The sequence below is a fragment of the Mesorhizobium sp. M1428 genome (genome assembly GCF_040317515.1).
In the GTDB taxonomy this organism is placed as follows: Bacteria; Pseudomonadota; Alphaproteobacteria; order Rhizobiales; family Rhizobiaceae; genus Mesorhizobium.
Map to the genome: position 1 here is coordinate 41,236 of NZ_JAMYKT010000020.1, position 25,661 is coordinate 66,896.

Genomic DNA, 25,661 nt, shown 5'->3' on the forward strand with positions numbered 1-25,661 from the left:
CTCGCTGGCTGCGGCCGCATCGTTGAGGTGACTGCACTTAATGCGGTCTCCATCGTTCCGGCCAAAGGAGCCGCGTTCATTGCGGCGCTACGGGCTGTGCGGGGGTACAACGACAGCTTGCCCGCTATGCTGATCGGCGCTGCCGCATCTGGACCGCGCCTTGCGACGACCGCTACGGAAATAAATCTCTCAGTCGAGCTGTCAGCCCCGCCAACGGAAGGCGGGGCTGGTAAGTTGATTGTCCCGGCAAGCTTTTTTGCCGGGGCGATTGGCCTAGGCAGGCACAAAGCCAAAGTAGGCTTTGTAGGAAGCCCCATCGCCGGAAATCAGGGGCGTTTCCACTTTGAACCCAATCCCGCTGAAGGTGGTATTGTTCGTGCGTGCCGCGAGCAACACCATCTGCTTTGCGGAGATGGTCACTGTCGCGCTCCCGATCCTGTCATCGCCCCAATCGAAGAGATCGCTGATGGCGCCGCCGATCGATGGCATCAAGGATCCCAGGGCCGGGGCGGCTATGGCGGCAATGATAGGTCCCGCTACCGGAATGAGGCCCAAAGCCAGCGTACCGGCCGTATGGACGCCCATGACGATCTTCTGCACCTCGTCCTTGTACTTGTTGGGATCGCCAAAATCATTTTCCATCAGCACCGTACCGATATTGATGCCGTAGGGCTTGCCTCGATAAATTTCCATAAGGTCGGGTCTTGTATCTCCGGCATCAACGTCGCCATAGACCTGGCTGCGCTTGGTGTCGGCGACCTGCGGCGTTGTCACGCTGACGATGACATAGGGTTCATCCGCACTCGACCCCTGATCCCAGTCGGTCTCGCCGAAGCAATGGAGGCCGGTATAGTGGACGACGACATCTCGAAGGTCGACCGCGCCGGTGTCGGGCCACCAGTATATGCCACCGTTTTCAAACAGATTGGCACGGCCACCATCGGCAAATTCGGTCTCGTCGGTCGTGGGATAGCCCAGATATGACTGTTCCCAGCCCAGGCTCTCCCACTTCTTGCGGATGTCACCGTACACCACGTTGGCTCCTGTGTTCGGTGTCCAGTAGATCGAGCCGGCATTGGCAAAATGGTTGTAGCGCCCGACGCCGTCGGGAGTTCCAGTTTCGTCGGTCACCGGATAGCCGAGAACCGAGCGCTCCCAGCCCATTGCTGCCCATTTGCCGCGAATGGCCCCCCAAATCGCTTGAGCACCGGTGTTCGGTGTCCAGTAGATCGAAGCGGTATTGTTGTTGAAGTGATTGTATCGGCCGACGCCGTCGGGAGTTCCGGTTTCGTCGGTGCAGGGAATGCCCCACGCGAGACCGCCAAGCGCAATCCACTTCTTGTAGATTTCGCCATGGATCTCAAAGGCGTCGTGCATGGCATCGTTGTAGCAAATGCATGAGCCGTTCTTGAGATACCAGGCTTTTCCAGTGTCCTTCCTGTCGATCTCGGCGAAGCCGGCGCCTCCAAGGGAGTTGTACTTTTGCTGTATGACAGCTTCGGGCGAGAGGAGCGACCAAGGCCCGATCCTGAGCTGGTCGGCAAATCTTGTGGCTCCAGCGCGGACGGCGCCGGCACGCACTCTCGAAGTTGCTCTGGCAGTATACGGCATGACCTTTTCCTTCCTGTGAGTGTTGGTATCGGGGGCTTCAGGCCTCCGGCGATCGGTTTTGATCGACGGGCTGAGGTTCCCAGACCGCGACTTACGGACGGCTTACAGAGTTCCGAGCTGCGCCAAAGCAATTCCCGGAAAAGTGTGAAACGGTTTTCCCGGGAAAATCGCGTAGCGCTTTCCCTAGGGAATTGCGCAAAAATAAAGAGATAGAGCGGTTCGGCGTTTCCGTGAAACGATGAACCGGTCTAGAGAAACGGGCGCACGAGCGAGCGCAGCAAAGGCGAGGGCTCGTCATCGCCGGTCGAAGCGAGCGCGCGTTCATAGCGCCGGTAATCCTCGATGGCACCGGCATGGTCGTTCCTGGAGAGGCTCTCCTGGATGAGCGTCCCATGGAGTTTGGCCGATTCCGGGTAGAAATCGAGGGCACGCCGGCACGCCTGGCGTGCCCGATCCGCGTTGCCTTGGCTCTGCCAGTGTTTGGCGATTCGCACGGCAAGCTCCACCAACCCGTCCCGCACCCGGTCGGCCGCGGCGTTCGACCAGGCGGGCGCCGGGCCATTCGAGAAAAGCGGACCGAAAAAGCTTTCCAGCAGCGCTTCCTTCTCCTCGATCGTGCTGTCTCCTTGGCCCGACAGCACACGTTTCAGCCGGTCTTCCCAATCCTGTAGATCGACCCAGACCTTGTCGGCAGCGAGTCGCAAACGGCCTTCTCTCAGCGTTACGAAATCGCCTTGCCCGAGCAATTTGCGCAGACGATGCAGCGCCTGCTCCAGAGCCGCCTTGGCCTGGTCGCCGTCGAGGTCGGGCCAGAGCCAATCCTGCAGGGTTTCCACAGAAGAGACCTGGTCCCTCGACAGGCAGATAATGCGCAATATGTCGAGCGCGCGGGTAGGTTTGGCACCGGGCGCGACCTCGGCGCCATCGATCTCGAGGCGGTAGCCTCCCATCAAGTGGATCCTGAGCGGCCAAGGCCACTGGGCGGGTCGGCCAGCGGGCGGGACCAGATATCGCGCCCGAACGACGCGGCGGCACAGATCGACGTCGATCTTTCGCTCCAGCGCATCGGCGACCAGATCGGCCAATAAGTCCGGCAGGTTGAGCAGGATTGCGGAGGGGTTGACCTGGCGCAGCGCCTCCATGAATTCAGCCAGACGAGCGCCATAGGACGCGCCGCCGTTCCACTTCTGCTCCAGAGCCTGGGCGGCCAGAATGCTCAGTTCGACACGCTGGCGGGGGCCGCCGCTCAGCCTTTCGACGATCTCCTGGAGTAGCGTAGTCGCCTCCGCCGGACGCCGGTCGGCAAGCAGAACCTGGTATTTGGTGACGTAATGCGGCCAGCGTTCGATCATCGGCTCATTCGCCCGCTCGATCGCATCCATGAAGACATCGCAGTCGAGATAGGCCTTGGCGAAGTCGCCATTGCGCGTGTGCATCGCCGCGTGGCAGTCGGCGACCACCGCGACCTGGGTGGTGAACCTGCTGTCCGCGATCTCGCCCAGCCGGGAGACAAGCGCATTGAATTCCGAGAACTTGTTGTGAAGCTTCATCAGCAATTGAAGCTGATAGAGGGCGCTGAACTCGACGCCCCGTAAGGCGTGCTGCTCGCCTATCGCCGTTGCGCGTCGCAACGCATCCTCGGCCGATGCATAGACAAAACCGCGCCGCGAATAGGGGAAGTAACGGCCGCTGGCCGAGCCAAAGGACACCAGCCACATGCCGAGCACCAGGGGCGGGATATCCGGATGTTCGAGATCGGCGGCAACGCTGTCCACGGCATTGGCAAAAATGTCGCGCTGCCCCGACGAGGTCGCGTAGTCGATGAGCGCTTCGCTTGCCAGCAGGCGCAACTCGACCGAATCTTCTATCGGCAGACGTGTCAGGCGCTGCTGGATATCATTCACGAGGCGCTTGGCGTCGTGGGCTTCGAATTCGCCGGGTTCGGCGAAATCGATGGCCCGCAGGATGCCGAGCCTGACCATCATGAGTTCCTCCGGATCCAACTCCGGCAATCCCTTGGCAAGAAGCTGTGAGGCTCGGCGCGTCCAGTCCGCCAGCCCCTCATGCGTACGCCAGCTGGCGGTCTTGACCACGACCGCCCGCGCGACGGTCAGGCATTGGCCGCGCATGTCGGTGTTCTCGAATGCTTGCCATGCCTTGGAGAAGTGCGGTTCGGCCTTCGCATCGTCCGATGCGAAGGCGACGCCCAGCCAATAATGAACCCACCCGTCCATCTGGTCGGGGGGCAGCCTGTTGCACCATTCGACGAAGCTGGCCCGGCGCCCTTGCGAGAGAACGCCGTTGGCGCACACCAGAATGAGCTGGCGTGCCAGCGGCCAGGCGCCCGCCTGCAACGCCAGGACGATTGCCGCGTCGGTTTTGCCTGCCTCGTGCAGGACCTTTGCAGCCTGCTCGCGCAGCCTGGAACGGTCCGCTTCCGTCACGCGCCGGTCCAGTAGGCCGGCAAGGTATTCGCGCAACAAGTCATGCAGCTGGAAGGCGGCGCCGCCCGGACCGTCGCGCGTGATCAGCAGCTGGCGATGCTGCAGCCGCACCAGCAGGCGAGCAGCCTGCGGCGAGCCCAGGAACGCATCGGCAAGCTCAGTGCTGATCTCCGGCAGAACGTTGAGCCTGATAAGCAGATCCTGGTCCTCCGGCGCGATGTCGCGCAGGAAATAACGTCCGACAATCTCCCGAAGGCCGGCGCCTCCGGCAAGGCCGGTCTGCGAAAGCGGGTAGTACATTCCGGCGTTGGCCAGCAGGAGAAGGCCCACCGCCCAGCCGCGCGCCTCCGAAATGTCGCCGACCTCGGACGGCGATTGCGAGCGGGCGGCGACGAGGTTGCGTGCCTCCGCAGGCGAAAACTCCAGCAGCGTTTGGTTGAGGACCGGCAACTGTCCCGACAGCACGAGGTCGGCGACATCGCCCTCGGGCAGCATCCGCGATGTGCAGATGCAGCGGATGGTGTTGGGGCGTTCGCGCAACAGGATCGCCAGCGTCCGGCGGAAGCCTGGCGCGTCGGCACGATGCAGATCGTCGAGGACCAGGATCGTGCCGGGATCAAGCCGCGAGAAATAAGTGCGGAAGAACAGCCGCGCGAAATCGTCGGAATTGTCGGCATATTCCGGACCGAAGACGGGCATGCCGGCATGCCCGCCGTCGAGCGACAGCGTCAGGTAGTGGAAAAGGCGCGCAACGTCCTGGTCCTCGGTGTCGACCCGATACCAGTTGTACGCCGATTCGCCTTGCTTCAGCCCGCCTCGCTTCAGCCCGCCTTGTTCCAGAAAGTCGATCACCGCGGTGGTCTTGCCGTATCCACCAGGCGCAGCCAGCCAGCATGCACCGCTGTCGAGGGCCTGCGAAAGCAGCGCCACTACGCGCGGACGGCTGACAATTCCCACTGGCCGGGGTGCCGAGAGCTTTGCTATCTCGCGCGGCGCGTCCCGGAAGGATTTATCCATTGTGAGGACTCTCGCAGCGCAGTCGCCTCGCGAAAACAGGTAATCGGTTCGCCCGCAACAACAAATCGCCGGCCGGCGTTGTGCTCGCCTGACGTGCCGTGCTCGCCGGCAAGGTCGCGGTTATCCCTTGTGTGACATGATATGCGAAACCCCGACACTCACGTCGGCGGTGTGTCTTGCCATCACTGCGTTCATTCGCATTGCAATCGTCGCATAGCCGCTTCGTTCCTGGTCGGTAACTTCCGAGGGCTTGAAGAGCCAAGGAAGGGGTGCAACCTGCGCGTCCTCGAAATTGGCCGGCAGATTCGATGGCAGGGCCTTTTTTCCCAAAGGCAGCTCTAGCCCAAGGTCACTAAATTCCTCCTCGAGGCTGGCGTGCAGATGAGAAAGCACCACATAGATCGCCAGCCTTGATCTAGTCCTTTCTGTGTTGTTTTGATTGTACTCTTGAAGAACCTCATCGAACGATGGCGATACGTCGGTTTCAGCAGCGGTAGCTCGTGTTGCAACAGCACCGGCCAGGGCAGTCGCTGCCACTCCTGTAAGACCTACAAAATCACGTCTTGTCGTGCTGGTCATAGTGAATTCCCCTCGGTTTTGAAGACGGGCCAAGTCTGGCAAGGACGAGGCGCAGTGGCAATAGGCCGCATACGCTACTGGTGTAGAGGACCTTTACGCCGCCGATGTGAATCCACCCGACGATGACAGTGCCAAGCCGGCAGAGGGCCCGCGATGCATTCGGTTGCTTCAGCTGAGGATAGCCATGAAATCCAAGCGGGTCTTCGGCATGCAACCAGGTAAGGGATTCAAAAAATCCGCTGGTGGAGCTGAGGAGGATCGAACTCCTGACCTCGTCATTGCGAACGACGCGCTCTCCCAGCTGAGCTACAGCCCCGTCCAGCGGATGGGGCTTTTATCGGCCGCTGCGGTTTCCTGTCAAGGCTGCGCTTGCTGCCGAAATGCCGTTCGGCCGTTTGTCCGGCTTCGCCATGCTGCGGAAGGCGGCTCTTGCCGCTTTCCCCTACAGTGGCTACATGTCGGCAACAATCGGAGACCGGCATGATCGCCCTCATTCAGACCATTGTCATGGCGCTTGACCTTTACTGGTGGATCATCATCGCCTCGGCGATATTTTCCTGGCTCTACGCCTTCAACGTCGTCAACTCGCGCAACCAGTTCGTCGACACCATCAGCAACATGCTCTATCGGCTGACCGAGCCGGCGCTGCGGCCGATCCGCCGCTTCATGCCCGATCTCGGCGGCATCGACATCTCGCCGATCATCCTGCTGCTGATCCTGTTCTTCATCCGGCAGTTCCTGCTCACCACCGTGCTTTCGCTGGTCGTCTGAGTTCAGGCGTCCCATGAGCGCGCCGTTCCGCACGCGCACCGACGGCATCGACCTATTCGTCCGGCTGACGCCGAAAGCGGCGATGGACAGGCTGGAGGGCATCGAAACATCGGCGGATGGGCGAAGCTATCTAAAAGCCCGCGTCCGCGCCGTGCCGGAAAACGGGGCCGCCAATCGAGCGCTGGAAAAGCTGGTCGGCAAAGCGCTTGGCGTGCCGGCATCGGGCGTCTCGATCGCCGCCGGCGGCACTGCTCGGCTGAAGACGCTGCGCGTGCTTGGCGATCCCGCGGCGCTAGCGAAACGCATCGATACGCTGGGCACGCCTGCGCCATGATCTCGGCTCGCTCACTTACCCCGCAAAAAAGGCCGGGCTGCAAAGCCCGGCCAGATGTGAAGGTCGAAAACCTTCAGAGGGGAACGCGCCGGACGAATGGGAGGAAACATCCGGCGCGGATTGCATATGGGTCGGCATTGCTGACGTTTTAATGACCGGAGACCACTATAACAGCTTCGTGAACCCAGGCTGGAGCCGTTGTCTAGGCCGCAATCACTCCTTACGCGATGTCGTCGCGGATGCAGGCCTTCAGATGGCGGTCGGCTGTCGCCCGCAGCGGCGGTACAGCCCCGGCGCAAGCCTCCAGCACAAACGGGCAACGGGTTCGGAAAACACAGCCCGACGGCGGGTTCGCCGGACTGGGAATGCCGCCTTTGAGCACCTGCCGGCCTTGCCTGGCCAGCGGATCGAGCGACGGAATGGCTGACAGCAGCGCGCGCGTGTAGGGATGCTGCGGCCGGGCATAGAGTTCGACCGCCGGCGCAACCTCCATGATGCGCCCGAGATAGAGCACGATGACCGTGTCGCAGATGTACTCGACCACGGCCAGATCGTGCGAAATGAACAGCATGGTCAGACCGAGCCGGAGCTGCAGGTCGCGCAACAAATTGATGATTTGCGCCTGGATCGAGACGTCGAGTGCCGAGACCGGCTCATCGGCGACGATGAATTCCGGCTCGAGCGTCAGCGCCCGGGCGATGCCGATGCGCTGGCGCTGCCCACCCGAGAATTCGTGGGCGTAGCGGTGATAGGCGTCGACCGGCAACTCGACCGCAGCAAGTGCCTTCTTCGCCTTCGCCCGCCGCTCGGATTTCTTGCCAATGGCTTGAATGTCCAGGCCTTCGGTGAGGATCTGCCCGATCGTCATGCGCGGCGACAGGCTGGTGAAGGGATCCTGGAAAATATACTGCATCTTGCGGCGCTGGCGGCGCAACTGGGCCGCACTCAGCCTGGTGATATCGGTGCCGTCATAGTTGATTTCGCCGGACGTCGGCTCGATCAGACGCAGCACCGAGCGGCCGATCGTGGTCTTGCCGGACCCGGATTCGCCGACCAGGCCGACCACCTGGCCACGCCTGATATCGAAGGAAATATCCTCCAGCGCCCTAACGACGGGTCCGCGCGAGAATGCAGTCGGCGCAAAATGCTTGGTCAGGTTTTTGACCGTGAGAAAGGGGGCGTCGGCCATCAGAGCTCCTCCCAGCGCAGGCAGCGGCTTTGTTGGGTCGGCGTCGCCGCAAACAACGGAGGAACCGCGGCGCGGCAGGCGGCGATGGCCATCGGGCAGCGCGGCGCGAAGGAACAGCCCTTGGGCAGCAAGGCGAGCGAGGGAACATTGCCGGCAATCGTCGGGAGCGGCGTTCCCGCCGCCTTCAGCGCCGTGGCCTCACCGAGCCGCGGCACCGAGCGCATCAACCCGGCCGTATAGGGATGACGCGGACGGGTGAACACTTCGCTCACCGGACCTGTTTCGACGATACGCCCGGCATACATCACCGCCACCCGGTCGGCGATTTCGGCGACGACGCCGAGATTGTGGGTGACAAACAGGATGCCCATGCCGCGCTGCGCCTGCAGCGCCGCCAAAAGATCGAGGATCTGGGCCTGGATAGTGACGTCCAATGCCGTTGTCGGCTCGTCGGCGATCAGCAAGCCCGGATCGCAGGACAGGGCCATGGCGATAGTGGCGCGCTGGCGCATCCCGCCCGAAAGTTCGTGTGGATACTGCCGCGCCCGCCGCTTCGGATCGGGAATGCCGACCTGCTCCAGCAGCCGCACCGCGTCTGCTTCTGCCTCGCGGTGCGATTTGCCGAGATGGATGCGGATCGGTTCGGCGATCTGCTCGCCGATCGTGTAGACCGGGTTCAGGCTGGTCATCGGCTCCTGGAACACCATGCCGATCTCGTTGCCGCGTATCTTGCGCAGCGACTCGGCGTCGAGGCTGGTCAGCTCGGTGACCGTGCCGTTCTTGCGCCGCAGCGCGATCGATCCCTCGGCAATATGTCCGACCCTTTTCGGCAACAGGCCGATGATCGACAGGCTGGTGACGGACTTGCCGGATCCGGATTCGCCGACGAGCGCCAGCGTCTCGCCGAAGCCGATCGTCAGGTCGACATCCGTTACCGCCGCGATGTCGCGCCCCGCAATGCGGAACACCGCGCGCAGGCCGGAAATCGAGAGGATCGGCGCGACACTCAGCGGAGCAGCCCCACGTCGCGAAGGATCATGTCGATCTTCGCGGTTTCCTCCCCGTTCAGGCTGCGTTGCGGCCGCGCCATGGTGTTCGAGGCGATGATGCCGAGGCTCTTCATCGCTGCCTTGAATGCGCCGACGCCGGCCGAGCCGGCGCTTGTCCTGCCAAGCGAGATCCAGACGATCTCGAACAGTTTCAACAACCGCTCCTGCTCCAGGCGGGCTTCAGCGTACTGGCCCGCCTGGGTCAGCTTCCACAGCTTGACATAGCCATGCGGGTCGACATTGGCGAGGCCCGGCACGACGCCATGCGCACCCATGGCCAGCGCGCTGTCGACCAGGATCTCGGATCCGGTCATGCCGAAAAAACCCGGGTCGTTTGCCATGTCCTTGAGCACGTAACGCAGATTGCCGTCATCGCCGCTGGAATCCTTGATGCCCGCGATGGCGCCTTCCCTGGCGAGGCCGACCGTGGTCTTGCGCTCCAGCTTGACATGGACGCAGACCGGGATGTCGTAGGCGATGACAGGGAGATCGATCGCATCCTTGATATAGCGGAAGTGATCGGCGATCTCGGGCTGGCTGGTGCGGGTGTAGAAGGGCGCGGTGACAACGACGGCGTCGGCGCCGGCCGATCTGGCGATGCGGGCGTGGTTGATGACACGATCGGTCGTCGGATCGATGACGCCGGCGAAGATCGGAACCCGGCCGTTATTGACCTTGACCGCATGCTCGAGGATGGCCCTGCGGCCCGCTTCGTCGTGGAAGACCACCTCGCTGGTCGAGCCGAGCACAAACAGCCCGTGAACACCGCCGTCGAGCAGGTTCTCGATAGTGCGCGTGAACGACGGGAAGTCGATGCTGAAATCGGCATTGAGCGGGGTGACGACAGGTGGCACGACGCCGGTAAACAGGGGCATTTTGATGAACCTTTGAGGTCAGTTGAGATCGGAGCGAGGGTCGAATGCGTCGCGCAAGCCGTCGCCGATAAAATTGATGGCGAGCACGGTGAGCACCAGTGCGGCGCCCGGGAACAGCCATTGCCAGGGGTAATTTTCCAGCACGACGGTGGAGCGGGCGAGGTTGAGCATGTTGCCCCAGCTGGCTTCGGGCGGTGCGATGCCGAGGCCGAGGAAGGACAGGCCGGCCTCAAGCAGGATGGCGTTGGCGATCTGCAAGGCGGCGTAGACGACCAGGATATCGATGCAATTGGGCAGGCCGTGCCGGAACAGCAGATGCGGCAGCCCCGCCCCCATGCCGCGGGCGGCGACGACGAAGTCGCGCTCGCGCAGTTCGAGCAGCCGGGCACGCACCATGCGCGACAGCACCGGCCAGGAGAGCAGGGAGATCACCAGGATGGTCGGGGCGATGCCGGTGCCGGCGATTGAGGCCAGCACCAGCAGGAAGATCACCGGCGGCAGCGTCATCGCCAGGTCGACCAGGCGCATCACCGTGCCGTCGACAAGCCGCCCGCCAAAGCTGGCGACGGCGCCGACCAGGAAGCCGATGACGGTCGAAATGGCGACCGAGCTGACGGCAACCAGCAATGAGATCCGCCCGCCTTGCAGCAGCCGGGCCATGACATCACGCCCGACGCCATCACTACCCAGCCAATGAATGGCCGACGGCGCCTTGTTCATTGCTCGGAGGTCGATGGCGTTCGGGCCGAGCGGCCACCACAGAGGATAAGTCGAAACCGCCAGCAGGATCGGGATGACGATCAAAAGCCCGGCACGCGCCGCGCGGTTTTCAAAGAAGCGGTCGAGCGCGCAGCGAAGCGGCCCTTTGGTTTGCGGCGCGGCTATCGGGTCAACTGTAGGATCTGGCGCGGTGATTGCCATTAAGCCACCTGAATGCGCGGGTCGACGACGGCATAGACGACGTCAGTCAACAGGTTGACCAGGATGACGCAAACGCCGATCACCAGGGTAGCGCCCATGATCACCGGGTAGTCGCGGGTGCCGACGGCGTTGACCAGAAGCAGTCCCATGCCCGGCCAGTTGAACACGCTTTCCAGGAAGATGGCGCCGCCGATGGCGATGCCGACCGTCGAACCGATCAGGGTAATGACCGGCAAGAGCGCATTGCGGGTGGCGTGCTTGATGATCACCCAGAACTCGCGCACGCCCTTGGCGCGCGCCGTCCGCACGTAGTCCTGGTTGAGCACTTCCAGCAGCGAGGCGCGCATGTAGCGCATGATCAGCGCGGCATGGCCGATGGACAGCAGGCAGGCGGGCAGGATGAGGTGTGCAAGCACATCCGTCGCCGAGAACGGCCCACCCGCGGTCTGCATGCCGCCGGACGGCGCCCAGCGCAGCAGCACCGAGAAGAAATAGAGACCGAGCAGCGCCGTCAGGAAAGCTGGGCTGGAGATACCGATGAACGACAGCACCGACAGCGCGATGTCGGACGGTTCATTACGGCGCACGGCGCTGAAAATGCCGGCGGAAATGCCGAGCACGATGGCGATCGCCAGGCCCGTGCCCATCAGCAGCGCCGTCGGGCCGATGCGTTCCATGACCAGTGGCAGCACGGCAACGCCGCTGCGCTGGATCGAATAGCCGAAGTCACCGCTCAGCGCCGCGCGCAGCCAGGCGAGATATTGCACGGGAAGCGGCCGATCGAGCCCGAGCCGTTCGCGCAGGCCCTCGAGGTCGGAAGCCGACATGGGGACCGATGGGTTGATATAGGCGTCGATCGGATCGCCCGGCGCCAGCCGCAACAGGATGAAGATGAGGACGCTGAGCGCGACCAGCATCAGCAGTCCGGTGGCGCCGCGGCGGGCGATGAAGCTCAACATGGGCTTTCCGTGGCGGTGGCAGACGGCGCCAAAGTGGTCCCGCCTGCTCGCTTGGTTGGGTTTCTTACTGGATGTCCCAGCGCTCGGGGTGAGCTGCGTAGGGGCCGCCGCCCGGCGCAGGCGTCCAGACGAAGTCACGCAGCTTGTTGGAGGCCACACCATAGCGGTTGGCCACCCACAACGTCGCCCAGGGCAGCTCCTTGTTCATCACCTTGCAGACCTCCTGCCAGGAGGCGTCGAGCTTGGCCGGATCGGTCTGGCCGAGCGCGGCGTCCAACGCGGTGCTCAGGTCGTCGAACTCGATGCGCATGGTGTTGAAGCCTGCCGGCGGGATCTGCGACTTGTTGAGGCCGGGATTGAGGCCGGCCGGGTTGGGGCCGTTCTGCAGGCCGGCATAGACCATCGGAAAGGCGTTCCAGTCCGGCGTGCCTTGCTTGTAGACGATGCCGTTATAGGTCGGCGTATCGACAACCCGCGGCACCACATTGATGCCGACCTCGGCCAGCATCGACTGGACAGCGGCCATCACATTGGCCGCTTGCGGCGAGCCGTAATAGGTCAGCAAGGTGATCGGCTTGTCGCCGTTGATCTTGTCCCAGCCCGCCTCGCTCAGCAGCGCCTTGGCCTTTGCCGGATCGTAGGCATAGGGTTCGAGGCCTGCGGGAACGAGATGCGGCGCGACATAGCCGCAATTGGCTGGCTTGGCGGCACCCCCGTAGAGGCTGTCGATGATGGCGTTGCGATCGATCGCGTGCATGATCGCCTGGCGGACACGGATGTCCCTAAACAGGTCGACCTTCTGGTTCAGGCCGATATAGTTGACCACGTACGAGGCACCTTCGATCACCTTGAAATTGCTGTCGCTCTTGAACGATGCCGCATCGTCGGGCTCGACATAGGTGAACTGTATCTCGCCGGCACGGAGCGCGGCAACGGCCGCCGCCGGCGACTCGAAATAGCGGTTGATGAGCGCGTCTACCTTCGGCTTGCCGCCGCGATAATCGTCATCGGCTGCCAGTTCGACATATTGATCGGTCACGTACCGCTTGAACTTGAACGGGCCGGTGCCGACCGGAGCGGTCGACCACCAGGTGCTTGTCGCCAGCGATTCTGGCGGCAGAGCGGCCAGGGCATGCTCCGGCAGGATCATCAGCTGCGAGAGAATGGATAGAAACGAGCCGTTCGGTTTCGATAGCTTCACCACTGCGGTGTGGTCATCCGGCGCATCGACCGAGGCGATGTTGGCGAGGCGGGCGGCAAACAGGCTGCCGGAGGCCTTGTTCTTGGCAAGCTCGAGGGTGAATTTGACGTCCTTCGACGTGAACGGCTTGCCGTCATGCCAGGTCTCGTTGACCAGGTTGAACGTATAGCTCAGCTGGTCGTCGCTGATCTTGTAGTTCTTGGCGAGGTCGCCTTCGATATCGGTCAGCCCGACATTGTAGATGACCAGCGGTTCAAAATAGGTGCTGAGCCAGGTGTAGCCGCCGGTCGCGACCAGCGGGTTGAAGTTCTTGGGAAAACCACCGGGGCCGACGTCGAAGCCGCCCGTAATGGTCTTGGCGCTTTGTGCCTGGACACTGGTCAACGGGGCAATGCTGGCGAGCAGCAGCCCGGCGACTGAGAATGCGATGATCCTGATGCGCATGGTTTCCTCCCTCGGCATATTCAGGTTGTTCTTCAGCTTGCTCGGTTTTTGGCGATAACCTGCTGGATCCCCCGGTAATGGTCGTCGAGCCGCCCACGCGCCTGGTCGACATCCTTGGCGGCGACAGCCTCGACGATCTCGTGATGGTCGCGCCATGTCGCCAGCGGCGTCGGATTGTCGAGATTGGTGAAATTCGAGGCCTTGTTGAACGCTATCCAGAAGATGTCGATCAGCGCGCTCAGCATGTGATTGTTCTGGCAGCGGAACAGCAGCTGATGGAATTGCTGGTCCTCTTCGGCGAAGCTCTCGTGGCGCTCGGCACGTTGCCGCATGCGCTCGGTCAACTGGCGCAGCGCCTCGATGTCCTCGGCACTGATCATCTCGATCGTCTTGGCGATGAGGCCGGTTTCCAGTACGCGGCGGATTTCGCGCAGCTCTTCGACATCGCGCAGCGAATCCTGCAAACCGTATGCCAGGTTATCCAGCAGCGGCTTGAATGAGAACTCCTTGACGAACACGCCGATGCCGCGCCGCGTCTCCAAGATGCCGATCGACTCCAGCGCCTTGATGGCTTCCCGCACGGAGTTGCGGCCGACGCCGAGCCGCTGCGCCAGGAACGTCTCCGGCGGCAGGGGATCGCCTGCCTTGAGCTGGTTGCTTTCGATATAGGCCCTGAGGCTTTCCTGCACGGTGACGTGAAGCAGCGGCGGTCTACTCAACGGTTCGATCGACTTCAGTTCCGCCATCCCACTGCTTTCATCGTCCGCCGGATTAGTCTGCCCGCCGCTTGTCGTATAGCTACTTGTAGGATATCCTGCAAGCCCATAACAAACCTGCTGCCTCCGAATGAAGATTGCCCTCGCCGGCTCGAGCCACTGGCACGCCGAAATGCACCTCGACGCCGCACACATTTACGGTGCGGAGATCGCCGGTATCTGGGACGAGGAACCTGGCCAAGCGCATGCGTTCGCCGCACACCACGACCTGCCGTTTATCGAAGATTTTGCGGAGATACTCTCCAGCCCGCCGGATGTGATCCTGTTGATGGGGCACCCTTCGATGGTGCCGGCGCGGGCAGGCGCGATCATCGCGGCAGGGATACCGCTGATCCTGGAGAAGCCTGCGGCCAGCCGTACGAGCGAACTGATAGCGCTGCGCGAGCTTGCCAGGCAGCACCAGGCTTTTGTCGCTGTTCCCCTGCCCAACCGTTTCGGGCCGGCCGTTGCCGGCTTTGAACGGCTGCGCCGGCAAGGTCGCGCTGGCCCGGTGGCGCATTGCCAGTTCCGGCTGGTCAACGGCCCGCCGCAACGCTACATCGCCGACGGTGTCGCCTGGGTCCTCGACCCGGCGGTTGGTGGCGGGGGTGCGTTGAGGAATCTCGGCATACACGGCGTCGACGCGGCACTCAGCCTCGCAACCGGCAAGCTCGGCCTGAAAAGCGTTTCGATCGCGAACCGCATCCATCCCGGCCCGGTCGAGGATCACGCTCTTCTGGTGCTGGAAGACGAAGCCGGAGCGCTGTTCATCGTCGAGGCCGGCTACACCTTTGCTTCGATGCGCCCCGGCGGTGACTTCGAGTGGCGTATCGTCAGTGCCAATGCCACCCTCATCGATCATGGCGACCATGCCACCTGCGTAACGCTCGACGATGCAGCAATCGTCGACTTGCCGGTTGAACTGCCGGCAATGCGCTATCGTCTGTTCATGCGCGATACGCTTGACCGGCTGGCCAGAGAGGCGCCTCCGCCGGTGTCCATCGAGGATTATGTTGCGGCGATGTCGCTGATCGACGCCGCTTATGAAAAGGCACGACCATGATTGGAATAGGAATTATCGGCGCCGGCGATTTCGGCGCAGCCCATGCGCGGGCAATCGGCGAGGTTGGAGGCATTCGCCTCGTCGCCGCCTCTCGAGGAAATGCCGACGCGCTGCAGCGCTTCACCGCCGAGCATGGCGGCCGCGGTTACGCCGACTGGCGCAAGCTGCTGGACGACAAGGAGGTGAACACGGTGCTCATCGCCAGCCCGCACCACCTCCATGCGGAAATGGCCATCGGCGCGGCAAACGCCGGCAAGCATATCCTGCTCGAAAAGCCGATGGCGCCGACGGCGGCTGCCTGCGATGCGATCAATGCCGCTGTGGCCGAGAGCGGCGTCAAGCTGATGGTCGCCCATCTCATGCATTTCGCCCTGCCCTGCATCGCAGCCAGGCAAATTCTTGAGGGAGGCGAGCTCGGCCGGCCGCTCGCCGGATCGAGCTGGATCATCAAGCTGTGGATGGAGCACAATCGCCGCGACTGGCATCTGCGCAAGGCGACCGGCGGCGGCATGCTGTTGACTGCCGGCATCCACGCGCTCGACCGCCTCGTCTGGCTGATGGATGACGATGTCGTGTCGGTGAGCGGCATGCTCGGCGCCAAGTTCCATGACCAGGAAGCAGACGACAGCGCCTTGCTCGGACTGCGCTTCGCCGGCGGCGGCATCGGCCAGGTGCAGAGCGTCGGCTATCGCACCGGTGCTACCACCTACGCCATGGACCTGGTCTGCGAGCAGGGAACGCTGCGCATCGACATGGACCGCGCCACGATGCTTGGCCGCGATACGGTCTGGACCGAGTTGCCCGGTTCCTTTGAGCCGAACTGGATGCATAACGCGCTGGTGCGCGAATGGAGCGCAATGCGCGATGCCATTGCCGATGACACGCCGGTGCCGGTCGACGGCTCCTATGGCCGCAAGATGATCGCCATTATCGAGGCTGCCTTCGCGTCGAACGAAACCCGCCGCGAACACGATATCGCCGGTGCACGCTGACCTCGACGACCACCTGGCCCGCTTGCCCGCACATGCGCCGCGCGGCGTATGGGGCGCGGTGATGCTGGCCATCGACGATCGCGGAGCGATCGACTGGCAGGCGACGGAAGAGACGATCGCCCGGCTCTGCGCCTCAGGCGTCGACGGCGTCTATTCCAATGGCACGGCCTGCGAATTCCATTGCCAGACCGAGCCCGAATTCGACCGGCTTTGTGAGTTGGTCGCAACCATAGCCGGCCGCGCGCGCCTTCCTTTCCAGATCGGCATCAGCCAGTCCAATCCACGCGTCGCGCGCGAGCGGTTGACGCGGGTGGCCGCGCTTCGCCCGACAGCGGTGCAATTCACGCTGCCCGACTGGTGGCCGCCCAGCGACGACGAGGTCATGCGCTTTGCCGGCGGCCTCTGCGACGCTGCGCCCGAAACGGCGCTGGTGCTCTACAATCCGCCGCATGCCAAGCGCCGCCTGACGCTCGACGGCATCGCCAGGCTGCGTGCGGCCGTGCCTTCGCTGGTCGGCGCCAAGCTGCCGGGCGGCGACGCGGGCTGGTATGCGGATATGCGCCGCAAACTGGACGGATTTTCCGTCTTCGTCCCCGGCCATACGCTGGCAACGGGCTATGCTGGAGGGGCTCACGGCAGCTATTCCAACGTTGCCTGCCTCAACCCGAAGGACGCGGTGCAGTGGTGGCGGATGATCCGTACCGATATGGTCGCCGCTGCCGAGGTCGAGGCCCGCATACAGGCCTTCCTCGCCGCACATGTCCTACCGTTTCGCACCCGTTACAATGTCAGCGATGCGGCACTTGACAAGGCGATGGCGGCGGCTGGCGGGTGGGCGCCGCTCGGCCCGCGACTGCTCTGGCCTTACAGCTCCGTTCCCGATCAGGAAATCCCGACACTGGCCAGGGCAGCTCACGCAGCTTTCCCGGAATGGTGGTAGCGCTCGATTTCACGAAACCGGTTTAGTAAAGCGGTTTTACAAGCGTAAATTCCTGTGCTGAACTCTGCCCATCGGCAACGCTGGGCGAAGTCGCCTCATGAAGAAACCCACAGCATCCACGATCAGGAACGTCGCACATGCGGCCGGCGTCTCGGTCACCACCGTGTCGCGTCACCTGAACGGCCGCATCAAGCTGCCGGCGGAAACCAGCGAACGCATCAGGGCGGCGGTGGCGGAACTGGAATATCGCCCCAACGCCATCGCGCGACGGCTGAGCAAGGGTCGTAGCGAAACCATCGGCCTGATCGTTTCCGACATCTCCTACCCATTTTTCGCCGCCATCGCGAGTGCGGCCGAAGAAGAGGCAAGCCGGCTCGGCTACAGCCTGGTGATGTTCAACAGCCGCAACATCGCCGCCAAGGAACTGAGCTTCCTGTCGCGCATCGACGACGCGCAGGTCGACGGTATCCTGCTGATGACCAACCATCCGGACGATGGCGCGCTGGTCCAGAAGATCAATGCCTGCAGCAACGTCGTCCTGGTCGACGAGGACGTTCCCGGCGCCATTGCGCCGCGCCTGTTTGCCGATAACCGTCGCGGCGCCAGGCTGGCGACCGAGCATCTTCTGGATAATGGCCACCAGGCGATCGCCTTTGTCGGCGGCCCGCCGGCGCTGCTCAGCAGCAGGGAGCGGTTCGGAGCCTTCGAGGAATGCCTCGAACGCAGAGGCCTGCAGCTCGATCCCGGCTACGTCTTTTTCGGCGACTATGACGAGGAGTCCGGCCTGCGCGCGATCCGGCGGTTCGCTGCACTGGACAACCCGCCGACCGCAATCTTCGCCTCTGCAGACATGCTGGCGCTGGGGATTTTGCAAGGCTGTCGCAAGCTCGGCATCAGCGTGCCCGCCGATCTGTCGCTGGTCGGTTTCGACGACATCCGCAATGTCGACCTGCTCGATCCGCCGCTGACGGCCATCCGTCAGTCGGCGGAGGAATTCGGCCGTCGAGCCGTCGGCCTGTTGATCGACCACATCAACGGCGTCGACATACCGGACGCGGCGCCGGTTGCGGTGAAACTTGTCGTGCGCCACTCCGTGGGCGCGCCGCGCAAGACGCATTGGAAACTGGCTGGAAACGCCTCAGCGGAAAACCGACCGCCGGCAAGAGTGGGAATTTGAACAGAGACGGATCAAATCCGCGAAGACATGCAGTCCACCATCAACAATGGGAGAATGAAAAATGACAATCTCGCATTTCGCACAAGACGCGGCGCAGATCGCGCTGGAAAAATTCAACCGCGGTGAGATCGATCGCCGCTCTTTCCTCTTTGCTCTCGGCGGCCTCGGACTTGTGACCGCCTTCAAGCCCGGCGTTGCCCAGGCCGACGCCTCCGAAATCGTCGTCTGCAACTGGGGAGGGGCTGCGGCGGACGCCTTCGCCAAGGCCTATGGCAACCCTTTCACCCAGAAGAGCGGCATGAAAGTGGTGATCGACGGGGCAGGGCCTGCGATCGGCACAATCCGGGCCATGGTCGAGTCCGGCAAGGTCATCTGGGATGCCACCGACGGCGGCATGATCGATTCCCTGACGCTGGGCAAGGGCAATCTGGTCGAGAAGATCGACTACACGATCGTCGACAAGTCGCAGGTGCCCGAGAATTTCGCCGGCGAGTTCGGCATCTCGAACTACGTCTATTCGAACGTGCTCGCCTACGATGCCGACGCAACCAAGGGTGTCGCGCCGACAGGGTGGGCCGACTTCTTCGACACGGCCAAATTCCCCGGCAAGCGCACAATGTGCAAATGGATCCAGGGCCAGCTCGAATTCGTCCTCATGGCGGACGGGGTCGCGCCCGCTGACCTCTACCCACTCGACGTCGACCGGGCGTTCAAGAAGCTGAAGCCGATGCTCGCCGACATCATCTTCTGGGAAGGCGGTGCGCAGACCCAGCAACTGTTCCGCGAGGGCGAAGTGGCGATGGGCAACATCTGGCACACCCGCGCCAATCTCCTGCACAAGGAGACCCCCGACAAATTCAAGTGGATCTGGGAACAGAACATCCTTTCGGCCAGCGCGTGGTCGGTTCCGAAGGGCAATCCCGCCGGCAAGAAAGTGTTCGACTTCATCAATTCGACGCTCGATCCGGCCGGCCAGCTCGTGCTGCTGCAGATCATGGGCAATGGACCGTCCAACCCCAAGACGCTCGCCTTGATGACGCCGGAGGACGCCCTCGAGAACCCGACGACGAAGGAAAATGCTGCCTCGCAGATCATGCTCAATCCCGCTTATTACGCGGAACACGAGACCGAGCTCCAGAACAAATACCTGGACTTCATCTCGAGCTGAGAGGGCGAGCCAACAAGGAAAGGCCGCCTCCGGCAAAGTTGGCGGCCTATGTCCGATGCGAAATTTCAAAACAACAGCTCTGCTGCTGACGGTTCCCGCCAGCGTGGTGGCAATCGGCCTGTATGCGGCGCCGATCCTGCAGGTTCTGGCGTTGAGCCTGACCGAGCCGAAGCTCGGCCTTGCCAACTACCAGAACCTGTTCGCCAACGCAGCGGTCGGCCGTGTCGTCATGACGACGCTCAAAGTGTCCGTCATGACGACGGTGATGACGGTGCTGGCAAGCTATGTCGTCGCCTTCGCCATCATCCATATGTCGGCGGGCTGGCGCCGCATCTCGCTGTTCCTGGTGCTGGTGCCGTTCTGGATATCGGTGCTGGTCAGGGCGTTTTCCTGGATCACCATCCTGCGCCGGCGGGGCGTCCTCAACAGCGCCTTGATGGATATGGGCGTGATCTCCACGCCGCTCGACCTCGTCTACAATCTTTTCGGCGTCACCATCGGCATGGTGCACTATATGATGCCGTTCGCCATCCTGCTGCTCTATGCCAATCTGTCGATATCGACCGCCGCATCATTCAGGCGGCACGGTCGCTGGGCGCGCGTCCGGCAACGATCTTCTGGCTCGTCTGGCTGCCGCTAAGCCTGCCCGGCATCGCGTTGGCGACACTGTTCGTGTTCGTTTTCTCGCTTGGCTTTCTCGTGACGCCGGCCCTGCTCGGCGCCGGCAAGACCCTGATGATCGCCGAATACATCTCGGTGCAGATCTCGAGCACCTCGCGCTGGGATCTAGCGACATCGCTGTCGACCATGCTGCTTCTGGTGGTCGGCATCATCGTCTTTGCCGCCATGCGCAGTCCTGCGCTGCGCGCCGCCTTCGTCGCCAGGCCGCAGCAATGAAGCCGCGGCGCATCCTCGAGATCGGACTGCCGCGCCTTGTGGCATGGTGCTTGCTCGGCTTCCTGTTCGTTCCGATCCTGGTGGTGATCCCGGTCGCATTGACCGACCGCGATTATCTGTCGTTGCCGCAGGACGGCATTTCGATGGAGCATTTCGCGGCGCTCGCCGACTGGAGTAAGGGTTGGCTACCCAGCATGCTGACCAGTGCCGGTATCGCGCTTGCCTGCGCTGCGATCGCCACCGCGCTCGGCGTCGCTTTCGCCGTCGGCGCCTGGGCGGCAGGAGGCTGGTGGCCATCCCTAATGCGCATACTTCTGCTGTCGCCGATGATCGTGCCGCCGATCATATACGCCGTCGGCATGGTCAAGTTGTGGGCGCGTCTGTCGCTGCTCGACAGCTATACCGGCGTTATCCTTGTACATGTCGTGCTGGCCTTGCCGTTGACCGTGCTGGCGATCGGTGCCTCGCTCTCCAATCTCGATCAGAAGCTGGTACAGGCCGCCAGAAGCCTCGGCGCCAGGCCGATGACCGTGTTCGGCAAGGTGATCTTGCCGAACATCGTGCCTGGCGTTGCCGCGGGCGCGCTGCTCACCTTCGTCGCCTCCTGGGACGAGATCACGGTGACGCTTTTCATCACCGGGCGCGCCGTCGTCACGTTGCCACGCCGCATCTGGACCAGCATCCAGGATGCGGTCGATCCGGCGCTGGCGGCGATAGCCACCGTCCTGCTCGTCATAACGGTGCTGGCGCTTACCGCACGCGCGCTGGCCGAACGCCGGCAACAGAAATCCTAGTTCAAGCACCCGGTCGCCGGGAACAATCGAGGAAAGGAAGACCAATGAGCACCGCAATGAGCGACAACGAGTACCGGGAGAATAAGTTCTTCAGCATATTCGGCTCCGTCCCTGAGCCGGGCTTCGATACGGCTGAGGAACAGATCCCGGTATGGGGGCGCCATTGGGGCTGTTCGAACGATGTCGGCCGCTTGCGTGCCGTCCTGATGCACCGGCCCGGCGACGAGCTCTCCGTCGTCGAAAACAAGCCGATGCCCGAAGTCGGCGGCTTCGGCGATCCGGAGAAAGGCTGGTACTGGATGGGCCGCACAATGCCCGATTTGCCCGCCATGCAGCGCGCCCATGACGAGTTCACCAATTTGCTGCGTGCGGAAGGCGTCGACGTCATTCTCGTTGACAGGGCCGCTCCCGGAGCGATGAAACAGATCTATACGCGCGACAGCGTCATCGGCGTTCCGGGCGGCGCCATCGTCACGCGCCTGGCGCGGCGGGTGCGCCGCGGCGAGGAACTGCCGGTGACCCGGGCGTTGGCCAAGGCCGGCTGCCCGATCCTCGGCACCATCCACGGCTCCGCCGTCTTCGAAGGCGGCGGCTTTGCCTTCATCGACGCCAAGACCGCCGTTTGCACGGTCAGCATCGCCTGCAACCCGGAAGGCGTGCGGCAGGTCGAGAGCATCCTCGCCGGGCTGGGCGTGGAGCTGATCAAGGTGCCTATGCCCGGATACCGCATTCACATCGACGGCGCCTTCATCATGGTCGATGTCGAGACGGCGATCGTCAACGTCAACGAACTGCCCTATCCATTCATCGAATATCTGCAGAAGCGCGGCATCAAAATGATCGAACTGCCTCCCGAGGACAGCGCAATGTCGCTCAACTGCCTGGCCGTCGCGCCCGGTCGCGTGATCATGCATGGCAGCCGCTCGCAGCGCCTGTCGGACCGGCTCGACGCCGCCGGCATCACCGTGCTGACCTGCAATTACGAGACGGTCGAGCTCGGCGGCGGCGGCCTGCATTGCTCGACCGCGCCGCTGATCAGGGACCCGATCTGATATGGTCTCGAACTGATGGCGTTGCTGGTCATCGACGATCTGACAAAGACCTATGACAAGGTCACCGCATTGACCGGGATCAACCTCTCGGTCGAAGCGGGAGAGTTCGTCACTTTGCTCGGGCCTTCCGGGTCCGGCAAGACGACCTTGCTGATGTCGCTGGCCGGCTTCACCACGCCGACCAAAGGGGCGATTCGCCTCGATGGCACGGACATAACCCACGTCGACCCCGAGGACCGCAATTTCGGCTTCGTCTTCCAGGGTTATGCGCTGTTTCCGCATCTCACGGTCGCCAACAACATCGCCTTCTCGCTTCGCGTCCGCAAATGGGACAAGGCGAAGATAGCCGCACGGGTTGCCGAGATGCTGTCGCTGGTCGGCCTCGACAATCTTGCCGAGCGCAAGCCGCGCGAATTGTCCGGCGGCCAGCAGCAGCGCGTCGCCATAGCCCGCGCTTTGGCCTTCGGGCCGCGGATCCTGCTTCTGGACGAGCCGCTTTCGGCGCTCGACCGTATGCTGCGCGAAGCGATGCAAAAGGAGTTGAAGCGGCTGCATCGCGAGACCGGGGTGACGTTCGTCTACGTCACCCACGACCAGGAAGAGGCGATCGCAATGTCCGACCGGATCGCGGTGTTCAACCACGGCCGGATCGTTGAAGTCGGGCCGCCGCGCGAGCTCTACAAGAAACCCTCGACGCGTTTTGTCGCCGGCTTCCTGGGCGAAAACAACTTCTTGTCGGGGCACTGCGCCGACGACGACGAAACGATGATCGAGGCGTTCGGCACGCGCTTCGGGTTTCCGAAGGGAAAGGGCCGCCGCGAGCGGCCCGGCGATATCCTGACTGTGTGGGTGCGGCCCGAGGACATCCGCATTGGCCAGGCAACGGGTGACGAGATCGGCTTTCGGGCGATGGTCGTCGAGAATTCCTTTGTCGGCGCGCTTGAACGCATCCTGCTCAGGACGGCGGCGGGCGAAGAGATGGTCGCGACGCTGCGCTCGGAAGCGGCTATCGCCGCCGCGCCCGGACAGGTCGTCGATTGCCGCATACATCCCTCCGCCGTCGGCGTCCTGCCGAACGAAGCCTCGATATCCTGAATTCTACGAGAGTCATCATGATCAAGGCAGAACCGTTCGACTTTCCCTATGACGGCAGGCTGATTGCCGAAACCACTGCGCTCATCGTCATTGATCTGCAGGAGGATTTCCTGTCGACGACAGGCTATTTCGCCAGGCAGGGCTCCGATCCTGGCCCGCTGCGGGCCATTCTGCCGACTGTGAACCGTCTGATTGCGGCCGCGCGGGCGGCCGGCCTCAGGATCATCCACACCAGGCAAGGCTATCGGGCGGATATGGCCGACATGACGCCCTATGAGAAATGGCGGCGCAAGCGGGCAGGCCTCGAAGGAACCGAAATTCTGCTGCGTTCGAGCCCCGGCTTCCAGATCGTTGCCGAGATCGAGGTGGCGCCTGAGGACATCGTCGTCGACAAAACCTGCAACGGTGCCTTCACCTACACGGATTTCGAGCATGTGCTGCGCGCGCAAGGCATCACGCATCTCCTGTTTTCGGGATGCACGACCGACGTCTGCGTGCACACGACCTTGCGCGAGGCCTGCGACCGCAATTTCCAGTGCCTGACAATCTCGGATGCCTGCGCCAGCGGCGACAGATATGCGCATGAGGCCGCGCTGCACATGGTGACGGTCGAAAACGGCATCTTCGGCGCGCTGACCGATTCGACCGCCGTCATTGCGGCACTGTCGCAATTACCGGGCAAGGGGCGCTGATATGTCCGAGGAGACTAGCAACAAGGTGGCGACCAAGCGCCTGTACGTGTCGCTGATGCGGCTGACCGATAAAGGGCTGGCAGAGCTGGCCGGCAGCCCCGATCGCAGAAAGGTCAGCGAGGAGCGCGTTGCAGCACTCGGCGGACGGTCGGTCGCCTTCTATGCCACCCTCGGCGCCTATGATTTCGTCCAGGTCTTCGAAATGCCTGATAACGAAGCCATGCTGCAATATGTACTTACGGCCCGGCGCGATGGTTTCGTCGAGCCGCTGATCCTGCCGGCATTCGACCCGTCGGCATTCGGCGAGATCGTCGGACGGGTCCTGAGATGACCAGCGTTCAACCGGCGCGTGCTCCCTGTGTCGCGCGTGACGCAAACGCCCCCGGCTGAGGGACATCGGCCTCGCGCCGTGCCAGCGAATTGCACAGCAGTGCGATCGCCTCGCGGCCGGCGGTCGCAATCTCGCGTGGCCTGTCGACGCCGACGATCATGAACTCCTTGATCCCCAAAGCGGCGTAGGAAAGCAGCGACAGCGCGACCTGCGCCGGCGGCCCGGCAAGTTCGAGCGCCTTCTGGCAGGAAGCGGCCGGCCTATCTTCCGAACGGATTCGGTCTTCCGTACGGATTCGGACGGGAAGCGCGAAACGCAGCTTGCCGGCCCGGCCGTGTTCGGCGGCGGCGCGGCGTACGCGCTCCATTGACTGGCGGATTTCTGCAAGCGAGCCCGGCGCCAACTCGAACACGTCCGCATGCCGGCCCGCGACCCTGAGCGCAGTGCCCGACTGCCCACCCATGCGGATGGTCACATCGGCACCATGCGGCCCCTTGCGCGGCACATAGCCGCCTTTGATGCTGTAAAAGGTGCCTTCATGGTCGAACGGCATGTCGTTTGACCACAACCGCTTCAGCAGCACCAGATATTCGTCGATGCGTTGCCAGACCACTGTGTGGCCGGCGGGACGCGTCTCGGCATCGTCGTCGCTCAGCGGCTCACTGAGCATCCTGAGCGACAGCCGGCCACCGCTTCTCTGGTCGAGGGCAGCGAGCTGCCGCGCCGCCACGGTTGGTTCGATCACGCCCGCCCAATGCGTTAGCACGACTTCGAGGGAGGAGGTCCGGTCCAGCGTCTGGGCGGCAAGGTCCATATTGGTCAGCAGTCCGGCTTGGTCGTCGATGACGATCCTCTGGAATCCGGCATCCTCGATCAGTGACAGCTTCGTCGCGGTCTCGACAAAGTCGTAGAAAAAGCTGGCGTCGGCGGCGTGGATCTTACCGGGAACATGCGTGAACTCGATCGGCATTGCCATCTCCTCCATCACGTTGGAATCAGGGCGCGCAAAAGCGCACCGGCATTCGGTTCATCAACTCCGGAATTTCTGCAAACGGCAGGCCGCTATCCCGAGGAGGCCTCGACGATCAAAGCCTCAATAATCAGGGGATCAGCCCCAGTACCACTGCCCCGGTGAATACAAACGCAAGGGCAAAGACGAGATAGGCGAAAGCGCCGGCATAGGCCGGCCGCCACACCTGGTCGGAACCCAGCCTTTGGCCTTTGCGGGCAGTCTGAGCGTTCTGGCTATAGGACATATCGACCTCCGTCTCGGCGCTTAATCTATAAAATCAGTAGACTTTGTCGAGTGCT

Annotated in this window: 26 protein-coding genes and 1 tRNA gene; 14 read left to right on the forward strand and 13 right to left on the reverse strand. The window is 63.0% G+C overall.

What is annotated here, in order from left to right:
• Positions 1-273: 273 nt before the first annotated feature.
• From NKG60_RS23985 to NKG60_RS24000, 4 genes are all read right to left on the reverse strand, one after another.
• Positions 274-1,377, reverse strand: coding sequence for an LGFP repeat-containing protein (locus NKG60_RS23985; protein ID WP_352975755.1), 1,104 nt, complete (start codon positions 1,375-1,377; stop codon positions 274-276).
• A gap of 482 nt (positions 1,378-1,859) precedes the next feature.
• Positions 1,860-5,072, reverse strand: a complete 3,213-nt coding sequence (locus NKG60_RS23990) for an AfsR/SARP family transcriptional regulator (protein WP_352669420.1) — start codon at positions 5,070-5,072, stop codon at positions 1,860-1,862.
• A gap of 120 nt (positions 5,073-5,192) precedes the next feature.
• The gene (locus tag NKG60_RS23995; RefSeq protein ID WP_352669417.1) at positions 5,193-5,651 is read right to left on the reverse strand and encodes a hypothetical protein; all 459 of its coding nucleotides are present in this window, start codon (positions 5,649-5,651) and stop codon (positions 5,193-5,195) included.
• A 240-nt stretch (positions 5,652-5,891) separates the two neighbouring features.
• Positions 5,892-5,967, reverse strand: a tRNA-Ala gene (locus NKG60_RS24000).
• A gap of 164 nt (positions 5,968-6,131) precedes the next feature.
• On the opposite strand from NKG60_RS24000, the gene NKG60_RS24005 reads away from it, so the two are divergent.
• Both NKG60_RS24005 and NKG60_RS24010 read left to right on the forward strand, forming a co-directional pair.
• Positions 6,132-6,422 (forward strand): YggT family protein, encoded by a 291-nt coding sequence (locus NKG60_RS24005; protein WP_023678162.1) that lies wholly within the window; start codon positions 6,132-6,134, stop codon positions 6,420-6,422.
• A 13-nt stretch (positions 6,423-6,435) separates the two neighbouring features.
• Positions 6,436-6,756, forward strand: a complete 321-nt coding sequence (locus NKG60_RS24010; protein WP_352669414.1) for a DUF167 family protein — start codon at positions 6,436-6,438, stop codon at positions 6,754-6,756.
• 220 nt (positions 6,757-6,976) lie between these two features.
• Here NKG60_RS24010 and NKG60_RS24015 read toward each other — a convergent pair whose 3' ends face one another.
• From NKG60_RS24015 to NKG60_RS24045, 7 genes are all read right to left on the reverse strand, one after another.
• Positions 6,977-7,945 (reverse strand): ABC transporter ATP-binding protein, encoded by a 969-nt coding sequence (locus NKG60_RS24015; RefSeq protein WP_352669412.1) that lies wholly within the window; start codon positions 7,943-7,945, stop codon positions 6,977-6,979.
• The gene (locus NKG60_RS24020) at positions 7,945-8,955 is read right to left on the reverse strand and encodes an ABC transporter ATP-binding protein (RefSeq protein WP_352669423.1); all 1,011 of its coding nucleotides are present in this window, start codon (positions 8,953-8,955) and stop codon (positions 7,945-7,947) included. The genes NKG60_RS24015 and NKG60_RS24020 overlap by 1 nt, the downstream gene beginning before the upstream one ends.
• Positions 8,952-9,869: a dihydrodipicolinate synthase family protein gene (locus NKG60_RS24025; protein WP_352669410.1), complete on the reverse strand. Its 918-nt coding sequence runs from the start codon at positions 9,867-9,869 to the stop codon at positions 8,952-8,954. The genes NKG60_RS24020 and NKG60_RS24025 overlap by 4 nt, the downstream gene beginning before the upstream one ends.
• 18 nt (positions 9,870-9,887) lie before the next feature.
• Positions 9,888-10,790, reverse strand: coding sequence for an ABC transporter permease (locus tag NKG60_RS24030; RefSeq protein WP_352975758.1), 903 nt, complete (start codon positions 10,788-10,790; stop codon positions 9,888-9,890).
• Complete coding sequence (locus NKG60_RS24035; RefSeq protein ID WP_352669404.1) at positions 10,790-11,749, reverse strand: ABC transporter permease; 960 nt, start codon at positions 11,747-11,749, stop codon at positions 10,790-10,792. The genes NKG60_RS24030 and NKG60_RS24035 overlap by 1 nt, the downstream gene beginning before the upstream one ends.
• A 64-nt stretch (positions 11,750-11,813) precedes the next feature.
• Positions 11,814-13,394, reverse strand: a complete 1,581-nt coding sequence (locus NKG60_RS24040) for an ABC transporter substrate-binding protein (RefSeq protein ID WP_352867959.1) — start codon at positions 13,392-13,394, stop codon at positions 11,814-11,816.
• 32 nt (positions 13,395-13,426) lie between these two features.
• On the reverse strand, positions 13,427-14,140 hold the full coding sequence (locus tag NKG60_RS24045) for a FadR/GntR family transcriptional regulator (RefSeq protein WP_352669398.1): 714 nt from the start codon (positions 14,138-14,140) through the stop codon (positions 13,427-13,429).
• A gap of 100 nt (positions 14,141-14,240) precedes the next feature.
• Here NKG60_RS24045 and NKG60_RS24050 point away from each other — a divergent pair, with 100 nt between their 5' ends.
• The 12 genes from NKG60_RS24050 (at position 14,241) to NKG60_RS24105 (ending at position 24,350) form a co-directional block, all read left to right on the forward strand.
• Entirely contained in the window at positions 14,241-15,212 is a 972-nt protein-coding gene (locus NKG60_RS24050) for a Gfo/Idh/MocA family protein (protein WP_352669397.1), read from the forward strand.
• Positions 15,209-16,204, forward strand: a complete 996-nt coding sequence (locus NKG60_RS24055) for a Gfo/Idh/MocA family protein (protein WP_352669395.1) — start codon at positions 15,209-15,211, stop codon at positions 16,202-16,204. The genes NKG60_RS24050 and NKG60_RS24055 overlap by 4 nt, the downstream gene beginning before the upstream one ends.
• A complete protein-coding gene (locus NKG60_RS24060) occupies positions 16,194-17,144 on the forward strand; it encodes a dihydrodipicolinate synthase family protein (RefSeq protein WP_352669393.1) in 951 nt (316 codons plus the stop codon). The genes NKG60_RS24055 and NKG60_RS24060 overlap by 11 nt, the downstream gene beginning before the upstream one ends.
• A gap of 97 nt (positions 17,145-17,241) precedes the next feature.
• Complete coding sequence (locus tag NKG60_RS24065; RefSeq protein WP_352669391.1) at positions 17,242-18,321, forward strand: LacI family DNA-binding transcriptional regulator; 1,080 nt, start codon at positions 17,242-17,244, stop codon at positions 18,319-18,321.
• A 61-nt stretch (positions 18,322-18,382) separates the two neighbouring features.
• Complete coding sequence (locus NKG60_RS24070) at positions 18,383-19,489, forward strand: ABC transporter substrate-binding protein (protein ID WP_352975762.1); 1,107 nt, start codon at positions 18,383-18,385, stop codon at positions 19,487-19,489.
• A gap of 55 nt (positions 19,490-19,544) precedes the next feature.
• Positions 19,545-20,129: an ABC transporter permease gene (locus NKG60_RS24075; protein WP_352975776.1), complete on the forward strand. Its 585-nt coding sequence runs from the start codon at positions 19,545-19,547 to the stop codon at positions 20,127-20,129.
• Positions 20,102-20,386, forward strand: coding sequence for an ABC transporter permease family protein (locus tag NKG60_RS24080; protein WP_352975774.1), 285 nt, complete (start codon positions 20,102-20,104; stop codon positions 20,384-20,386). Before NKG60_RS24075 ends, NKG60_RS24080 begins: the two co-directional genes overlap by 28 nt.
• Positions 20,383-21,180, forward strand: coding sequence for an ABC transporter permease (locus NKG60_RS24085; RefSeq protein WP_352669385.1), 798 nt, complete (start codon positions 20,383-20,385; stop codon positions 21,178-21,180). The genes NKG60_RS24080 and NKG60_RS24085 overlap by 4 nt, the downstream gene beginning before the upstream one ends.
• Positions 21,181-21,224: 44 nt before the next feature.
• Complete coding sequence (locus NKG60_RS24090; RefSeq protein ID WP_352975764.1) at positions 21,225-22,232, forward strand: dimethylarginine dimethylaminohydrolase family protein; 1,008 nt, start codon at positions 21,225-21,227, stop codon at positions 22,230-22,232.
• 15 nt (positions 22,233-22,247) lie between these two features.
• Positions 22,248-23,327 carry an ABC transporter ATP-binding protein gene (locus NKG60_RS24095; protein ID WP_352669380.1) on the forward strand — a complete coding sequence of 360 codons (1,080 nt, stop codon included), beginning with the start codon at positions 22,248-22,250 and terminating at the stop codon, positions 23,325-23,327.
• Positions 23,328-23,344: 17 nt separating this feature from the next.
• Positions 23,345-24,019, forward strand: a complete 675-nt coding sequence (locus NKG60_RS24100) for a cysteine hydrolase family protein (RefSeq protein ID WP_352669377.1) — start codon at positions 23,345-23,347, stop codon at positions 24,017-24,019.
• 1 nt (position 24,020) lies between these two features.
• Entirely contained in the window at positions 24,021-24,350 is a 330-nt protein-coding gene (locus NKG60_RS24105) for a GYD domain-containing protein (protein WP_352669375.1), read from the forward strand.
• Positions 24,351-24,357: 7 nt separating this feature from the next.
• Here NKG60_RS24105 and NKG60_RS24110 read toward each other — a convergent pair whose 3' ends face one another.
• Positions 24,358-25,320: an LLM class flavin-dependent oxidoreductase gene (locus NKG60_RS24110; protein WP_352669372.1), complete on the reverse strand. Its 963-nt coding sequence runs from the start codon at positions 25,318-25,320 to the stop codon at positions 24,358-24,360.
• A gap of 130 nt (positions 25,321-25,450) precedes the next feature.
• Positions 25,451-25,606, reverse strand: coding sequence for a hypothetical protein (locus NKG60_RS24115; protein ID WP_023678176.1), 156 nt, complete (start codon positions 25,604-25,606; stop codon positions 25,451-25,453).
• Positions 25,607-25,661 lie beyond the last annotated feature (55 nt).

What these genes read in the sequence shown, in the direction of transcription:
- NKG60_RS24105 (WP_352669375.1), top strand. Translation starts at nt 24,021, where the DNA reads ATGTCCGAGGAGACTAGCAACAAGGTGGCGACCAAGCGCCTGTACGTG.
- NKG60_RS24015 (WP_352669412.1), bottom strand. Translation starts at nt 7,945, where the DNA reads ATGGCCGACGCCCCCTTTCTCACGGTCAAAAACCTGACCAAGCATTTT.
- NKG60_RS24030 (WP_352975758.1), bottom strand. Translation starts at nt 10,790, where the DNA reads ATGGCAATCACCGCGCCAGATCCTACAGTTGACCCGATAGCCGCGCCG.
- NKG60_RS24075 (WP_352975776.1), top strand. Translation starts at nt 19,545, where the DNA reads ATGCGAAATTTCAAAACAACAGCTCTGCTGCTGACGGTTCCCGCCAGC.
- NKG60_RS24110 (WP_352669372.1), bottom strand. Translation starts at nt 25,320, where the DNA reads ATGCCGATCGAGTTCACGCATGTTCCCGGTAAGATCCACGCCGCCGAC.
- NKG60_RS24005 (WP_023678162.1), top strand. Translation starts at nt 6,132, where the DNA reads ATGATCGCCCTCATTCAGACCATTGTCATGGCGCTTGACCTTTACTGG.
- NKG60_RS24035 (WP_352669404.1), bottom strand. Translation starts at nt 11,749, where the DNA reads ATGTTGAGCTTCATCGCCCGCCGCGGCGCCACCGGACTGCTGATGCTG.
- NKG60_RS24065 (WP_352669391.1), top strand. Translation starts at nt 17,242, where the DNA reads ATGAAGAAACCCACAGCATCCACGATCAGGAACGTCGCACATGCGGCC.
- NKG60_RS23990 (WP_352669420.1), bottom strand. Translation starts at nt 5,072, where the DNA reads ATGGATAAATCCTTCCGGGACGCGCCGCGCGAGATAGCAAAGCTCTCG.
- NKG60_RS23995 (WP_352669417.1), bottom strand. Translation starts at nt 5,651, where the DNA reads ATGACCAGCACGACAAGACGTGATTTTGTAGGTCTTACAGGAGTGGCA.
- NKG60_RS24070 (WP_352975762.1), top strand. Translation starts at nt 18,383, where the DNA reads ATGACAATCTCGCATTTCGCACAAGACGCGGCGCAGATCGCGCTGGAA.
- NKG60_RS24040 (WP_352867959.1), bottom strand. Translation starts at nt 13,394, where the DNA reads ATGCGCATCAGGATCATCGCATTCTCAGTCGCCGGGCTGCTGCTCGCC.
- NKG60_RS24095 (WP_352669380.1), top strand. Translation starts at nt 22,248, where the DNA reads ATGGCGTTGCTGGTCATCGACGATCTGACAAAGACCTATGACAAGGTC.
- NKG60_RS23985 (WP_352975755.1), bottom strand. Translation starts at nt 1,377, where the DNA reads ATGCACGACGCCTTTGAGATCCATGGCGAAATCTACAAGAAGTGGATT.
- NKG60_RS24100 (WP_352669377.1), top strand. Translation starts at nt 23,345, where the DNA reads ATGATCAAGGCAGAACCGTTCGACTTTCCCTATGACGGCAGGCTGATT.
- NKG60_RS24115 (WP_023678176.1), bottom strand. Translation starts at nt 25,606, where the DNA reads ATGTCCTATAGCCAGAACGCTCAGACTGCCCGCAAAGGCCAAAGGCTG.
- NKG60_RS24085 (WP_352669385.1), top strand. Translation starts at nt 20,383, where the DNA reads ATGAAGCCGCGGCGCATCCTCGAGATCGGACTGCCGCGCCTTGTGGCA.
- NKG60_RS24090 (WP_352975764.1), top strand. Translation starts at nt 21,225, where the DNA reads ATGAGCACCGCAATGAGCGACAACGAGTACCGGGAGAATAAGTTCTTC.
- NKG60_RS24010 (WP_352669414.1), top strand. Translation starts at nt 6,436, where the DNA reads ATGAGCGCGCCGTTCCGCACGCGCACCGACGGCATCGACCTATTCGTC.
- NKG60_RS24045 (WP_352669398.1), bottom strand. Translation starts at nt 14,140, where the DNA reads ATGGCGGAACTGAAGTCGATCGAACCGTTGAGTAGACCGCCGCTGCTT.
- NKG60_RS24050 (WP_352669397.1), top strand. Translation starts at nt 14,241, where the DNA reads ATGAAGATTGCCCTCGCCGGCTCGAGCCACTGGCACGCCGAAATGCAC.
- NKG60_RS24025 (WP_352669410.1), bottom strand. Translation starts at nt 9,869, where the DNA reads ATGCCCCTGTTTACCGGCGTCGTGCCACCTGTCGTCACCCCGCTCAAT.
- NKG60_RS24055 (WP_352669395.1), top strand. Translation starts at nt 15,209, where the DNA reads ATGATTGGAATAGGAATTATCGGCGCCGGCGATTTCGGCGCAGCCCAT.